Annotated in this window: 15 protein-coding genes; 6 read left to right on the forward strand and 9 right to left on the reverse strand. The window is 63.8% G+C overall.

What is annotated here, in order from left to right:
- Both FJ424_RS27740 and betI read right to left on the reverse strand, forming a co-directional pair.
- Positions 1–365 (reverse strand): sulfatase-like hydrolase/transferase (locus tag FJ424_RS27740; protein WP_140786387.1); only part of this gene is annotated, 365 nt, incomplete at its 3' end.
- On the reverse strand, positions 362–952 hold the full coding sequence (betI, locus tag FJ424_RS27745) for a transcriptional regulator BetI (protein WP_140643450.1): 591 nt from the start codon (positions 950–952) through the stop codon (positions 362–364). The genes FJ424_RS27740 and betI, both read right to left, overlap by 4 nt.
- A gap of 189 nt (positions 953–1141) precedes the next feature.
- Between betI and FJ424_RS27750 the strand changes: the two genes are divergently transcribed.
- Both FJ424_RS27750 and FJ424_RS27755 read left to right on the forward strand, forming a co-directional pair.
- The gene (locus tag FJ424_RS27750; RefSeq protein ID WP_140658847.1) at positions 1142–2308 is read left to right on the forward strand and encodes an acetyl-CoA acetyltransferase; all 1167 of its coding nucleotides are present in this window, start codon (positions 1142–1144) and stop codon (positions 2306–2308) included.
- A 53-nt stretch (positions 2309–2361) separates the two neighbouring features.
- A complete protein-coding gene (locus tag FJ424_RS27755) occupies positions 2362–3366 on the forward strand; it encodes an asparaginase (protein ID WP_140658846.1) in 1005 nt (334 codons plus the stop codon).
- Here FJ424_RS27755 and FJ424_RS27760 read toward each other — a convergent pair.
- Both FJ424_RS27760 and FJ424_RS27765 read right to left on the reverse strand, forming a co-directional pair.
- Positions 3359–3838, reverse strand: a complete 480-nt coding sequence (locus FJ424_RS27760; RefSeq protein WP_140658845.1) for a GNAT family N-acetyltransferase — start codon at positions 3836–3838, stop codon at positions 3359–3361. The two genes, FJ424_RS27755 and FJ424_RS27760, sit on opposite strands and share 8 nt — an antisense overlap.
- The gene (locus tag FJ424_RS27765; RefSeq protein ID WP_140658844.1) at positions 3838–4119 is read right to left on the reverse strand and encodes a DUF1778 domain-containing protein; all 282 of its coding nucleotides are present in this window, start codon (positions 4117–4119) and stop codon (positions 3838–3840) included. The genes FJ424_RS27760 and FJ424_RS27765 overlap by 1 nt, the downstream gene beginning before the upstream one ends.
- A 186-nt stretch (positions 4120–4305) precedes the next feature.
- On the opposite strand from FJ424_RS27765, the gene FJ424_RS27770 reads away from it, so the two are divergent.
- Complete coding sequence (locus tag FJ424_RS27770) at positions 4306–5118, forward strand: methyltransferase domain-containing protein (RefSeq protein ID WP_140658853.1); 813 nt, start codon at positions 4306–4308, stop codon at positions 5116–5118.
- Here FJ424_RS27770 and FJ424_RS27775 read toward each other — a convergent pair.
- Positions 5115–6491, reverse strand: coding sequence for a TIGR03808 family TAT-translocated repetitive protein (locus tag FJ424_RS27775; protein ID WP_140658843.1), 1377 nt, complete (start codon positions 6489–6491; stop codon positions 5115–5117). The genes FJ424_RS27770 and FJ424_RS27775 overlap by 4 nt on opposite strands.
- 104 nt (positions 6492–6595) lie before the next feature.
- Here FJ424_RS27775 and greA point away from each other — a divergent pair, with 104 nt between their 5' ends.
- Positions 6596–7078, forward strand: coding sequence for a transcription elongation factor GreA (gene greA / locus FJ424_RS27780; RefSeq protein ID WP_140643462.1), 483 nt, complete (start codon positions 6596–6598; stop codon positions 7076–7078).
- Here greA and FJ424_RS27785 read toward each other — a convergent pair.
- The 4 genes from FJ424_RS27785 to FJ424_RS27800 all read right to left on the reverse strand — a co-directional run bounded on the left by FJ424_RS27785 (position 7075) and on the right by FJ424_RS27800 (position 11317).
- Positions 7075–7464, reverse strand: coding sequence for a type II toxin-antitoxin system death-on-curing family toxin (locus FJ424_RS27785; RefSeq protein ID WP_140658842.1), 390 nt, complete (start codon positions 7462–7464; stop codon positions 7075–7077). The two genes, greA and FJ424_RS27785, sit on opposite strands and share 4 nt — an antisense overlap.
- Entirely contained in the window at positions 7461–7682 is a 222-nt protein-coding gene (locus tag FJ424_RS27790; protein ID WP_140643466.1) for an AbrB/MazE/SpoVT family DNA-binding domain-containing protein, read from the reverse strand. The genes FJ424_RS27785 and FJ424_RS27790 overlap by 4 nt, the downstream gene beginning before the upstream one ends.
- A gap of 72 nt (positions 7683–7754) precedes the next feature.
- Positions 7755–9878 (reverse strand): methylmalonyl-CoA mutase, encoded by a 2124-nt coding sequence (gene scpA, locus FJ424_RS27795; protein ID WP_140658841.1) that lies wholly within the window; start codon positions 9876–9878, stop codon positions 7755–7757.
- Positions 9875–11317, reverse strand: a complete 1443-nt coding sequence (locus FJ424_RS27800) for a methylmalonyl-CoA mutase subunit beta (protein ID WP_140658840.1) — start codon at positions 11315–11317, stop codon at positions 9875–9877. The genes scpA and FJ424_RS27800 overlap by 4 nt, the downstream gene beginning before the upstream one ends.
- A gap of 232 nt (positions 11318–11549) precedes the next feature.
- Between FJ424_RS27800 and FJ424_RS27805 the strand changes: the two genes are divergently transcribed.
- Together FJ424_RS27805 and FJ424_RS27810 are read left to right on the forward strand one after the other, a co-directional pair.
- Complete coding sequence (locus FJ424_RS27805; RefSeq protein WP_140658839.1) at positions 11550–13070, forward strand: helicase HerA-like C-terminal domain-containing protein; 1521 nt, start codon at positions 11550–11552, stop codon at positions 13068–13070.
- A 396-nt stretch (positions 13071–13466) separates the two neighbouring features.
- Complete coding sequence (locus FJ424_RS27810) at positions 13467–13886, forward strand: AraC family transcriptional regulator (protein WP_226891934.1); 420 nt, start codon at positions 13467–13469, stop codon at positions 13884–13886.
- Positions 13887–14015: the final 129 nt, after the last annotated feature.

Here is a 14015-nt window from a genome sequence, read left to right on the forward strand (position 1 = left end):
ATGTCGGTGGTGAGCCGCTCCTCGAACCCGTGCAACTGGTCCGGTCCGACGAAATGCATCTTGCCGGAGAGCACCGTGTGATAGCCGGCGCTGCGCAAATGATGGGCGTAGGTCGGGATCGAGGAGGCGAACTCGGCGGCGTTGTCATAGACCTGGGTGCGCGACGGCAGTTGCCCGCTCATGAACGAGGCGCGGCCCGGGGCGCAGAGTGGCGAGGCGGTGTAATTGTTGGCGAAGCGCGCCGAGCGCGCGGCCAGCGCCTTCAGATGCGGCGCATGCAGGAAATCCGCGGGCCCGTCCGGGAAGAGCGTGCCGTTGAGCTGATCGACCATGACGATCAGGAAATTGGGTCGCCGGGTGGTCAAGGAAGGCTCCGTCCGTTGAGCTTGGTTTCGAGATAGTCTTCCACGAGCGCGATCGCGGTCTGCGCATCCGGCACGCCGTCCTTCAGCGCGCGGCGGATGTAGAGCCCGTCGATCAGCGCCGCGGTCGCTTCCGCCACGCGGTCGGCCTCGGCCCGAGGCAGGATGCCGGTCAGCCCGCTCATCAGGTTCGAATGCAGCCGCCGCGCATAGATGCGCAGTAGCCGCCGCAGGTCGGAGGACTTCTGCGCCTCGACATAAAAGGCGAGCCAGGCGGCTATGATCTGAGGCTGGAACTGGTCGTCGGAAAAGCTGACGGCGACGACGGCCAAGACGCGCTGGCGCGGCGTCACCGCAAGGCCGAACGCGCGCCTTGTGTCCGCGTTGAGCTCGGCAAGGATGTGCCGCATCGTCGCGAACAGCAGCTCGTCCTTGGCGCCGAAATAGTGATGCGCCAGCGCCGACGACACGCCGGCGCGGCCGGCGATCTCCGACATGGTCACGTCCAGCGATCCGCGCTCGCCGATCGCCGAGATCGTCGCGTCGATCAGCGCCTTGCGGCGCACGGGCTCCATTCCGATTTTCGGCATTTTGGGGATCCGGTTCGAGCCGAGATTATTTTTTATTGACGCATCAATCAATAAAAAACTGGCGCTGGGATCAACCGATCGTGTCGTTCTGGACCATGGCATGGGGCTGGAAAACGGTTCATTGTTGAACAATATTGAATCACGTGCCGCGCGCGATCGTGCTAGGTTGCGGCGCAAATGGAGGTTGCCATGACCGCATGCATCGTCGGCTGGGCGCATTCGCGCTTCGGCAAGCTCGAAGGCGAGACGCTGGAGGGCCTGATCACCAAGGTTGCCGTCGAGGCCCTCGACCACGCCGGCATTGGTCCGGACGATGTCGACGAGATCGTCCTTGGCCACTTCAACGCCGGCTTCTCGCCGCAGGATTTTACCGCAAGCCTCGTGCTGCAGGCCGATGACCGCCTGCGCTTCAAGCCGGCGACGCGCGTCGAGAACGCCTGCGCCACCGGCTCGGCCGCCGTCCGGCAAGGCATCCGCGCCATCGACGCCAACGCCGCCCGCATCGTGCTGGTGGTCGGCGCCGAGCAGATGACGACCACGCCCGGTCCCGAGATCGGCAAGAACCTGCTCAAGGCATCCTATCTGGCTGAAGACGGCGAGACGCCTGCCGGCTTCGCCGGCGTCTTCGGCAAGATCGCGCAGGCCTATTTCCAGCGCTACGGCGATCAGTCGGATGCGCTGGCCATGATCGCCGCCAAGAACCACAAAAACGGCGTCGAAAACCCTTACGCCCAGATGCGCAAGGATTTCGGCTATGAGTTCTGCCGCCAGGAAAGCGAGAAGAACCCCTTCGTCGCCGGTCCGCTGAAGCGTACCGATTGCTCGCTGGTTTCGGACGGCGCGGCCGCACTTGTGCTCACCGACACCGCGACGGCGCTGAAGATGCGCCGCGCCGTGACCTTCCGCGCCAACGAGCATGTCCAGGACTTCCTGCCGATGTCCAAGCGCGACATTCTCTCCTTCGAGGGCTGCGAGCGTGCCTGGGAGCAGGCGCTGAAAAAGGCCGGCGTCACGCTCGACGACCTCTCCTTCGTCGAGACGCATGACTGCTTCACCATCGCCGAATTGATCGAATACGAGGCGATGGGCCTGGCAAAGCCAGGCGAGGGCGCCAGACTGGCGCTGGACGGCTCGACGGCGAAGGACGGCCGCCTTCCGGTCAATCCCTCCGGCGGCCTGAAAGCCAAGGGCCATCCGATCGGCGCCACCGGTGTGTCGATGCATGTGCTGACCGCGATGCAACTGATGGGCGAGGCCGGCGGCATCCAGGTGCCGGGCGCCAAACTCGGCGGCATCTTCAACATGGGCGGCGCGGCGGTCGCCAACTACGTTTCCATTCTCGACAGGATTCGCTAGAAGCGGCCCGCATTGAAGCGGCGCACCCCTTGGGTGCGCGTGCGGGAGGCAACATGACAAATCCGGTTCTGGTCGAAGTCACGCGCGGCGCGGTGGTCGAAAGCAGGCACCGCGGCGCGGTTTCGATCTTCGACGCCGACGGCAAGCCCGTCTGGGAGATCGGCGACACGGACCGTCCGGTGTTCCCGCGCTCCGCGGTAAAGGCGATCCAGGCATTGCCGCTGGTCGAATCGGGCGCTGCCGACGCCTATGGCTTCGGCGACCGCGAACTGGCGCTGGCCTGCGCCTCGCATTCGGGCGAGCCGGCCCATGTCGAGTTGGCAACGGCGATGCTCGCCAGGGCCGGGCTCGACAGGACGGCGCTGGAATGCGGCGCGCATTGGCCCTCGAGCCACGACGCCACCATCGCGCTCGCCCGCGCCGGCGGCGTGCCCAACGCTTTGCACAACAATTGCTCCGGCAAGCATTCCGGCTTCCTCTGCACCTGCGTCCATTCCGGCATTGCGCATGGCGGCTACGTCAAGGCCGGCCATGCGCTGCAGGAGATGGTGCGCGACGCCATGCAATCCGTGACGGGCGCGGCGCATGACGTCGACCATTGCGGCACCGACGGCTGCTCGATCCCGACCTACGCCGTACCGTTGAAGAGTTTTGCGCTGGGCTTTGCCCGCATGGCGACGGGCAGGGGCTTTTCGCCCGAACGCGCCAAGGCGGCGAAGCGGCTGATCTCGGCTTGCATGGCCGAGCCGTTCCTCGTCGCCGGCACCGGCAAGGCCGATGTCGCGCTGATGCAGGCAGCACCGGGCCGCATCTTCGTCAAGACCGGCGCCGAAGGCGTTTATTGCGCGGCACTGCCCGAACTTGGCCTCGGTATCGCCTTGAAATGCGATGACGGCGCGGGCAGGGCGGTGGAGACGACGATCGCCGCGGTGCTGGCGAAGCTGCTGCGCGGCGATGAAGCGGCTGCGGCAAGGCTCACCGAGCTCGCCCATCCTCCGGTCGAAAGCCGTATCGGCGCCAAGGTCGGCATGCTGCGGCCAACGGCGGCGCTCAACTAGCCGTCCTCAGCGACAGCACCAAAGTCATCGGATTTTTTGGCGAAGCCCGGAAGCCATACTGCTCATAAAACGCCTTGGCTTCATCCGATATGGCATGAACCAAGAGACCGCGAATGCCGAGAATGGCTGCCGCTTGACCGGTCCGCAATACCGCGTCCTGCAGCAGAGCGACACCCAGGCCTTTTCCCTGCCAACTTGCATCGACAGCCAAACGGCCGAGCACAGCGATAGGCACGGGATCGGGCATATTGCGCCGGATCGAACCGGGCGCATCCACAAGGTCAAGTCCGCCTGATGAAAGGCAATAGTAACCGACGACGCGCGTGCCTTCTGCAATCACATAGGTTCTGGACGCACCGCTGACTTGATTGGCACGCGCCCGCCGTCGGAGCCATTGATCCAGGCTGTCGGTTCCGCTTTGAAAGAAGTCGAGTTCGTGACTATCGGCAAGAAGGACCGGTGCCGAAAGCATCAGTCCCGCCAGGGCTTGGGCGCATTCATCAGGCGCGCAAATCCCTCGCCGCTCGGTGGCTGGTCGAGGATATCGAGATAATGCTGATAGCTCTCGGCATCGACCTTGACGAGCGTCTGGTCGAGCAGCGTGTCTTCTGCGGCGCGGTAAGCGGCGTCGATCATGAAGTCGGAGCGGGTCTTCCCGCGTATCTTCGCGGCACGGTCGATCAAAATACGGACATCCTCGCGGATGCGCAGATTGACGGGCTTGGCGTGCGTGTCGTGGTCTTTGGTGGCCATGGCGATGGATCCTTACCTTTACCAATATAGCAATTTGCATACACAATGTGTATCTAAATTGGTGGGTTACCCGGATTTAGGTCGCTGACGAGCCGGGAAAACGCTGGTCTACGACAAAACGGAACAGCACCAAGTTCGTTTTTTGCTAGTCTCCCTCCACCATTGAACGGGCGCTGGGTGATGAGCATGCTGGAAGCGGACAAGGTGTTTGCCGGCTCGATCCCGGAAAACTACGATCGCCATATGGTGCCGCTGATTTTCGAGGCCTATGCCGCCGAGACCGCACGACGGGCCGTGTCCTTCTCACCCTTGGCCGTTTTGGAGACCGCCGCGGGAACCGGGGCCGTCACCCGCGCGCTGGCGCCACAGCTTTCTCCGGGCGCCAGCTATACCGTGACAGACCTCAACCAGCCGATGCTCGACTACGCCGCTTCGCGCCAGGGGCCCGACAGCCGCATCACATGGCGCCAGGCGGATGCCCTGAAGCTGCCTTTCGACGACGCTGCTTTCGACCTCGTCTGTTGTCAGTTTGGCGCGATGTTCTTTCCCGACCGCGCCGCCGCCTATCGTGAGGCGAAGCGGGTTCTGAAGCCGGGCGGGCATTTCCTCTTCAGCGTCTGGGATCGCATCGAGGAGAATGTATTCGCGGACGACGTGACGAATGCTCTCGCCCGGATTTTTCCGCACGATCCGCCGCGTTTCCTGGCGCGCACGCCGCATGGTTACCACGACAAGGCGCTGATCCGCAGCGATCTGGAGGCCGCCGGCTTCTCCGATGTGGCGATCGACACAAGGGCCGAGCAGAGCCGCGCATCCTCGGCGCGCGTTCCCGCCGTCGCCTATTGCCAGGGAACCCTGCTTCGCAACGAGATCGAGGCCAGGGAAGCCGGAAGACTGGCATCCGCGACCGACCACGCCGAATCCGTGATCGCCGACAGGCATGGCAGCGGCGAAATTGCCGCCAAGATCCAGGCCCACATTATCGTGGCCGTGGCCTAGCTCACCGTGTTGCGCTCGACGGTGAGATGCGCGTAGCCGGTATCGGTTGACTGGGACAGGTCGCCGGTCACCGGATCGGCCCAACGCTGGCCGATGATGGCGCCGTTTTTCGCGCCGTCGATGACATTGTCCGAGATGACGGCGCTGCCGGAACCTTCGACGACGGAAACGACGATGCCGGTGCCGGCCTGGCGGATGATGTTTCCGCTTGCCACGACATTGCGCAGATAAGGGCCCCAACCGAGCTGCATGCCGTAGAGCGGGGCGTTTTCGACGACATTGCCGCAAACAGTCGTATCGGCCTCGGCGCTGATGCCGACACCGAAGCCGGGCGGGTCGGCGGTGTATGGACCGGTGGTGGAGAGGTTGCGCACGATGTTGTTCGAGCAAACCGCCATCCGCCCGCCTTCGTTGAAATTGACGATCGAGATACCGTTGGCGGCGCCGTCGACCAGATTGTTGCTGAGGATCGCGCCTTCGAAGGAGAATTCCGAATAGATCCCGGTCTCGCCCGAGCGCGAGCAGGTGTTGCCGGTGATCTGCAGATTGCTGGAACTGTTGGCGCGCACTGCAGTGAAGGCGCAATCGGACACGACATTGCCCGAGATGATCACATTGCCGGCGCGGAAAGTGTTGATGCCGTTGCCATTCTGACCGGTGCCGCCGCTGCGCGCGCCGATCCGCTGGACATGATTGCCGCTGACGATGGTGCCGTCCTCCGCCGCCTGCCAGCGATGCACCAGGATACCGCCATTAGCGCAGTCCGAAACGCTATTGCCCGAAATCTCCAGACCCCCGGCCTCGACCGAATAGATGCCGGCATCCGCGGCGCCAGAAATATCGCAGCGGCCGATGCGGCCGATGGCATGCTCGAGCGCCAGCCCGTTCTTGCCGCTGCCGGTCAGCTGGCAATTGTCGATGACGAGATGGCCGACGCGGCGCAAATCGAGCAGCCCCTGCGTGTAGTCGGCCAGCCAGCGGTTGGCGCCGTCCAGCACCAGCCCGCTGAACTCGATATGCTCGGCCTGTTCGGCCATCATCAGATGGCCGTTGCCGCCATAGACGATGCGCGTCGCGCCGGGCACGCCCGACAGGCGCACGCGGGCAGGCAGCTTGAGGTTCGAGACGAGATAGGTGCCGGGCGGCAGGAATACCGGCTGGTCGCGGTCGCTGGCCTCGGCCAGCATCTTGGCGAAGACCTTGCTCTGGTCGTCGACCGCGCCGGGCTGCACGCCGATCTCCGTGGCGTTGATCGAGCCGCGCATAGCGGCCATTTCGATGCCGGGCAGCGATTTCGCCAATGCTTTGCCGGCGAAGACGCCGGCGACGGCGAAGCCGGCGGTCCGGGCAAGCAGCGTTCGTCTGTTCAACATCGGCACAGGTCCTGGCGTTTCGCCCCTCGTCGCAGGAATCGTGCCAAGGCGGGCCCATCGGCAAACCGCTTGTGCAGTCGCCTCGCCAAGCCTAAGTTCATTGTATGAGCAGAGCTTTCACGCGCGAAGAAGACAGCGAGAACGCCATTGCCGGCGTCGGCGAACGGCCGGTCAGCACGCACCGCAATCTGGTGACGGAGCGCGGCCTTGCGATGATCGAGGACAACCTCGCCGAGCTGCGCGACATACTGGGCAAGGCGGAGAGGAAGGGCGACCGCGAGCGCATCGCGGTGGTTTCCCGCGACCTGCGCTATTGGACCGCGCGGCGCGAGAACGCCGAGCTTTCGGTGCCGGAGCCCGGCAGCAACGTGGTGCGCTTCGGCATGGGCGTCACGCTGGAAGGCGACGACGGCAGGAAGGTGCATTGGCGCATCGTCGGCGAAGACGAAGCCGACCCGTCAAAGGGTAGCATTTCCCATGTCTCGCCGATGGCCGTGGCCCTGTTCGGCAAGAAGGTCGGCGAGGTCGTCAAGGTCAACGGCAAGGAATGGGAGATCGTCAAGCTCTCGGACAAGGCCGAGAATTAGTCTGCGAACTTCACGACATGGTCGCGGAAGAAGGCTGCCGCCCCAGCCTCATCGATCTCACCTGCGGCGACACCCATGACGAATTCGTAGATCGTGCCATTGTCCGCCATCAGGTCGTAACCGTTGATGATCAGGAACGCGCCGGCTGCAACCATGGCCGTGCGCTTGTTACCATCAACGAACGCATGGTTCCTCGCGATGCCGAAGATGTAGGCTGCAGCCAGATCCTCGATAGACGGGTCACCATAGTTGTCCTTGTTCTCGGCGCGGGCTAGCGCGGATTCAAGGGCGTTCTCGTCCCTCAAACCCTGTGCACCGCCATGCCGACGCAATTGCTCGGCATGCATCGCTTCGACTGCGCGACGCGACAGAAACTGCCAGCTCATTCCGCAAGCTTCTGAAGCGCGACTTTGTATTTGTCCATGACCTTGCGGGCGGCTTCCATTTGCCGCTCGAAGCTGTCGTCCACCGGCTCAAGGGCAATGCCCTTGTCCGTTTCAACGATCTGAAGCTGGTCACCCGCCTTCATGTTCAGGCGGTCAAGAAGCTCCTTCGGCAGAATCACGCCTTCGGAATTGCCGATCTTGCGAATGGTGGTGTTCATGACGGAATTATCCTGTTGCAACGGTAATTATAACGTCAAGTGACTTATGTTGCAACTGGAATTATAACGAGGTTAACCCTCAGCCAGCAACCGATCCATCAGCCGGTTGGCCGCTTCCGGGATGACGGTCCCCGGCGGGAAGATTTCCGCCGCGCCTGCCGCCAGCACCGCGTCATAATCCTGCGGCGGGATGACGCCGCCGGCGACAATCAGCATGTCGGCATGGCCGAGCTTCCTCAGCGCTTCCTTGAGCTCGGGGATCAGCGTCAGGTGCCCGGCCGCGAGCGACGACGCGCCGATGATGTCGACATCGTGCCGCACCGCCAGCTTGGCGATCTCATCCGGCGTCTGGAACATCGGCCCGACGGTGACGTCGAAGCCCAGATCGGCGAAGGCGCTGGCGATCACCTTTTGGCCGCGGTCGTGGCCGTCCTGGCCCATCTTGGCGACCAGGATGCGCGGCTTGCCGCCGGATTTCTTCTCGAACGCCTCGATCTTTTCCTGCAGCCGCGCGAGCGCCGGGTTGTCGCCGAGCGCCTCGCGATAGACGCCGGAGATCGTCTGCACCGCCGCCGTGTGGCGGCCGAACACCTTTTCCAGCGCCAGCGAGATCTCGCCGACGGTAGCGTTGGCGCGCGCGGCGCGGATCGCGAATTCCAGCAGATTCTCATTGCCCTCGGCGGCACGGGTCAGCGCCGCCAGCGCATCCTCCAGCGCCGCGACGTCGCGCGTGCCTTTGAGCCGCTGCAACTTCGCCAATTGCCTGGCCTTCACCTCGGCATTGTCGATCTTCAGTACATCGACCTCGATGTCGGCCTGGGGCCGGTGTGCGTTGACGCCGACCAGAATTTGCTCGCCGGAATCGATGCGCGCCTGGGTGCGTGCCGCCGCTTCCTCGATGCGCAGCTTGGGAATGCCTTGCTCGATCGCCGCCGCCATGCCGCCGAGGCTTTCGACCTCCTCGATATGGGCCAGCGCGCGCGCCGCCAGATCATGCGTCAGCCGCTCGACATAGGCCGAGCCGCCCCATGGATCGATCATGCGCGTGGTGCCGGATTCCTTCTGCAGGATGAGCTGCGTGTTGCGGGCGATCCGCGCCGAATGATCGGTCGGCAGCGCCATCGCCTCGTCGAAGGAATTGGTGTGCAGTGATTGGGTATGCCCCTGCGTCGCCGCCATCGCCTCGATCATGGTGCGGGTGATGTTGTTGTAAGGATCCTGCGCCGTCAGCGACCAGCCCGAGGTCTGGCAATGGGTGCGCAACGACAGCGAACGCTCGTCCTTCGGCGCAAAATTCTTCTTCATCAGGCTCGACCACAGCAGCCGCGCGGCCCTGAGCTTGGCGACCTCCATGAAGAAGTTCATGCCGATCGCCCAGAAGAAGGAGAGGCGCGGCGCGAAACGGTCGATGTCGAGACCGCCCGCAACGCCGGCGCGCGCATACTCGATGCCGTCGGCGATCGTATAGGCAAGCTCGAGGTCGGCCGTCGCGCCGGCCTCCTGCATGTGATAGCCGGAGATCGAAATCGAGTTGAATTTCGGCATATGCCTGGAGGTGTAGGCAAAAATGTCCGACACGATCCGCATCGAAGGTTTCGGCGGATAGATGTAGGTGTTGCGGACCATGAACTCCTTCAGAATGTCGTTCTGAATGGTTCCGGCGAGATCCTTTTGCGCGACGCCTTGTTCCTCCGCCGCCACGATGTACAGCGCCATGATCGGCAGCACAGCGCCGTTCATGGTCATCGACACCGTCATTTCGTTGAGCGGAATGCCGTCGAAGAGCTGGCGCATGTCGAGGATGGAATCGATCGCCACACCCGCCATGCCGACATCGCCGGCGACGCGCGGATGGTCGCTGTCATAACCACGATGCGTGGCGAGATCGAAGGCCACCGACAGGCCTTTTTGGCCCGCGGCGAGGTTGCGCCGGTAGAAGGCGTTGGATTCCTCCGCCGTCGAGAACCCGGCATACTGCCGGATCGTCCAGGGCTGCTGGACATACATGGTGGGGTAGGGGCCGCGCACGAAGGGCGGCATGCCCGGATACGTGTCTAGATTGGCGAGCCCCTTGAGGTCGCCTTGGCCGTAAAGATGCTTCACGGCGATGCCTTCCGGCGTCATCCGCTGGCCTTTGAGCTCGACCGGCGCGCGACGCGGCGCCGACCAGCCGATCTGGCTGAAATCCGGGATCATGACCCGGCTCCGATCGACTGATCGATGCGCACCCGAAACAGCGGCTCGCAGGTCGCGACGCCCTCCGTCAGCGCTGGACGCCGCTCTTGCGGCAGCGTCTCGACCGGGCGCTCCGTGCCGACGCGGTAAAGCGTCGTGCCGACAATGCCGCGTTCGCCCGACCGGTAGGCGCTGTTGCGCTTGGCCGCGGCCGTCTGCACGCGATTTTGGATATAGCCCTGCTGCAGGCTGGCAAGCACGCCGCCCTCGGCCTCGATGCGCTGGAATTCTTCCCAGGCCGCGGCACAGAGATCGTCGGTCAGCGCTTCGACCGCGCCCGAGCCGCTGGCCGGATCAGCGACGTGGCCGATATGGCTCTCCTCGGCCATGATCAGTTGGGCGTTGCGGGCAACGCGGCGGGCAAAGCCGGCCGGCAGCCCATGCGCGATCGTGTGCGGCAGGATCGAGATCGAATCGGCGCCGCCGGTTGCCGCCGCGAAGGCCGCGATCGCCGTGCGCAAAATATTGGTCTCCGGGTCGGCCATCGTCATCATGCGATAGGAGGTCTCGGCATGGATGCTGGCGGTCGCGGCCGGGATCGAGCAGGCTTCCTGGATGCGCGCCCAGAGCGTGCGCAACGCCCGCACCTTGGCCATCGACAGGAACTGGTCCTGGTCGACGCTGAGCGCGAAGCCGATATAGGGCGCCGCATAGACCAGTGGCTGGCGCGCCTTCTCGAACATCCTGAGATAGGACACCACGGAAGCCATCATCGTGCCGAGCTCCTGCGCCTCGGTGGCGCCGGCATTGTGGAAGACACGGCCGTCGGCCTCGAGCAGCACGCCCGGCACGCCCATCGAGAAGAAATGCGCCAGCGACTGCGGCATCGATTCCTGCAGCGCCTCGATCGAGGTGCGCAGCCGCCCGGTGCCGGCGAAGATCGCAGCCGGGTCGATGCCGAAGGAAAGGTTGAGCTTGGTCGGATCGGAGCGGCGTTTGCTCAAGAAGGCGAGAAGCCAGTCGGCCACGGCGCGGCTCCAGGGATGCGCGTCGATGCGCACCTGCACGCGGTTGAGCGGCACGCCGTCGAGCACCCGTTCCAACGCTTCCGCGGTGCGCGGCAGGCCGTAGCCGAAGGCATTCGGCGCGCCCTCGAAGACCAGCGACAGACCGCTGGCGCCTTGGGCGATGTCTTCCAGGGCTTGCGCGCTGGCCCGGGCAATATCCGGGTCGTCGACCCGCTGGCTGACGATCCAGCGCGCGGTCGGATTTGTACGCGGCAATGGCTCGGCGGTCGTCGAGCGTTGTCTGAGCGGCTCGATGCGGATGCCGTCATCGGTGCGGGAGACGAGCTTTTCCTCGAAGGAACCGCCGGCAAGCGCCTTTTCCGCCAGCGCCTGCCAACGCTTGGCGTCCGGGTTCGGAAGGTCGACATCCCTGGTCAAGGCGCCGGCGCCCATCGCTCTCCTCGCTTCTCGGCCGCATCAGCCGGGTCCAGCCAATCTAAGGTCAGGAACCGGATATCACAATGCGTCATCCGGCCAATCGATTGCCAAACATGCGCGGAATCCGCAAGCGCCAAAGGCCGAATTCGCTACGCCCCAAAATCGATGCTGGGCATTGCCGCATGTGACGAGCGTTACTATACCTCCGAATGAGGCCTTTGAGCGGAACAGATTGCGGAGACAGGATATGGTTGACGAGACCAGCATCTTCATCGGCGCCAGCCGCAAGCCCGACGATTCCTATCAGCGCGCGGAGGAGCTGCTGCTGCGCTACGGCAACCGCCACGGCCTTGTCACCGGGGCCACGGGCACCGGCAAGACGGTCAGCCTGCAGATCCTGGCCGAGGGCTTTTCCAATGCCGGCGTGCCTGTCTTCTGCGCCGACATCAAGGGCGACCTTTCCGGCATATCCATGATGGGCGAGGCCAAGGATTTCCTGGTCAAGCGCGCCAAGCAGGTGAAGCTCGATCCCTACCAGTTCCAGGAATTCCCGGTCATCTTCTGGGATCTGTTCGGCGAGCAGGGCCACCCGATCCGCGCCACCATTTCCGAGATGGGGCCGCTGCTTTTGTCGCGGCTGATGAACCTCACGGAGGCGCAGGAAGGCGTCATGAACATCGCCTTCCGCATCGCCGACGAAGAGGGCCTGCTGCTGCTCGATCTCAAGGACCTGCAGGCGCTGCTCGCCAACATGGCCGACCGCGCCGACCAGCTCAGCGCCCGATACGGCAATGTCACCAAACCCTCCGTCGGCGCTATCCAGCGCACGCTGCTGGTACTGGAGAGCCAAGGTGCCGCGAACTTCTTCGGCGAGCCGGCGCTGCGCATCGCCGACATCATGCGCGCGACGCGCGACGGCCGCGGCGCGATCAGCGTTCTGGCCGCCGACAAGCTGATGATGAACCCAAGGCTTTACGCCACCTTCCTGCTGTGGCTGATGTCGGAACTGTTCGAGGAACTGCCCGAGGTCGGCGATCTCGACCGGCCGAAGCTGGTGTTCTTCTTCGACGAGGCGCATCTTTTGTTCGAGGATGCACCGAAGGTGCTGATCGACCGTGTCGAGCAGGTAGTGCGGCTGATCCGCTCCAAGGGCGTCGGCGTCTATTTCGTCACCCAGAACCCGCTGGATATTCCCGAAAAAGTGCTCGCCCAGCTCGGCAACCGCGTCCAGCATGCGCTGCGCGCCTATACGCCGCGCGAGCAACAGGCGGTGCGCACGGCCGCCGAGACCTTCCGGCCCAACCCCGATTTCGATTGCGCCACCGCCATCACCCAGCTCGCCACCGGCGAGGCGCTGGTCTCGATGCTGGAGGACAAGGGCGTGCCGGCCATGGTCCAGCGCACGCTGATCCGGCCGCCGTCATCCCGGCTTGGACCGATCACGCCCGACGAGCGCCGCAAGATCATCGCCGAGAGCCCGGTCGCCGGCCAGTACGACGAGACCGTCGATCGCGAATCGGCTTTCGAAATCCTGCAGAAGAAGACCAAGGAGGCGCAGGACGCCGAGGCGGCAAAGCAGCGGAACAGCGGCGGCTCGCGCTGGACCATTCCCGGTTTCGACGATGTTTTGGGAACAGGCAACCGGCGGTCCTCCAGCCGCCAGACCGTGGCCGAAGCCGCCATCAAGTCGGTGGTGCGCTCGGTCGGCTCCTCCGTCGGCCGCGCCATCGTACGCGGGATTTTGGGAAGCCTTGCGCGAGGCCGCTGAAGCGAAGAGCCGGCACCGAGCGGAGCGCGACGCGAATCACGCCCCGCAACCTTTGATGTCAGGCGAGGACCCGTTTGCCGTCGGGCGAATCCGTCACGGAAATGCGCCACCCCGGAAGGCTGTCCGCGTTACCTCCCGACGATCAAATCTTACCCGTCGACGGGTGAGCCGCGTCAGTGGCAGCTGAAACTTTCCGCCAGGGAATTTTTCCCGGCGGAACCGCAATTTCATGAAATACCAGACGCGCCAAATCATGGCCTTTGACGTGCTGTTGCCGGGGGGCAAACTCGATAGCGCCGACAGCACGTGCGATCACGAATTATTGTGGCAACGGAACCGAAAGCGCCCTCTAAGGTTGGGCAAAGGCTGCGGAGGGCTGAGCATCAGGAGTCCGAGTTGCGGCGCGATGACGATCTGCCAGCTTGGTATTCGGAAATTCCTGCTGAAAGGCGGCCACTGCTAAACGCGAAAGGCGGGCTGTCGTTCGGCCACACTCGCCTCATGCAGCAATTCTTGAGCGAGAACTTTTCGCGCAAGCTTTCGCTCGCCGAGATGGCGGCTGTGTGCGGGCTGTCCCCCTACCACTTCGCCCGTGCTTTCTCCAAGACGTTCGGCATGACGCCGCATCAATATGTTCTTACCCTTCGCCTTGACTTTGCCGAGAAGTTGCTGGCCGACAGGCGCGTCTCGATCACGGACATCGCCTATCTGAGCGGCTTCTCGAGCCAGAGCCACCTCACCACCACGATGAAGAAATATCGCGACGCCACCCCACAGCAGGTGCGGGCAAGGCATGTTCGGTCGCGGTCCGGATAGGGAAACTAAATTAGCAGTATGGAAATTAAGCGGATCTCTTATAAAGATTCGGCTAAAGTAATTTACTGTTAACCTCCAGAAAACCTGCGGTATATTTTCAGATAAACAGCAATTTATTGGAATACGAAG

The organism is Mesorhizobium sp. B3-1-8 (assembly GCF_006439495.1).
Lineage (GTDB): Bacteria > Pseudomonadota > Alphaproteobacteria > Rhizobiales > Rhizobiaceae > Mesorhizobium.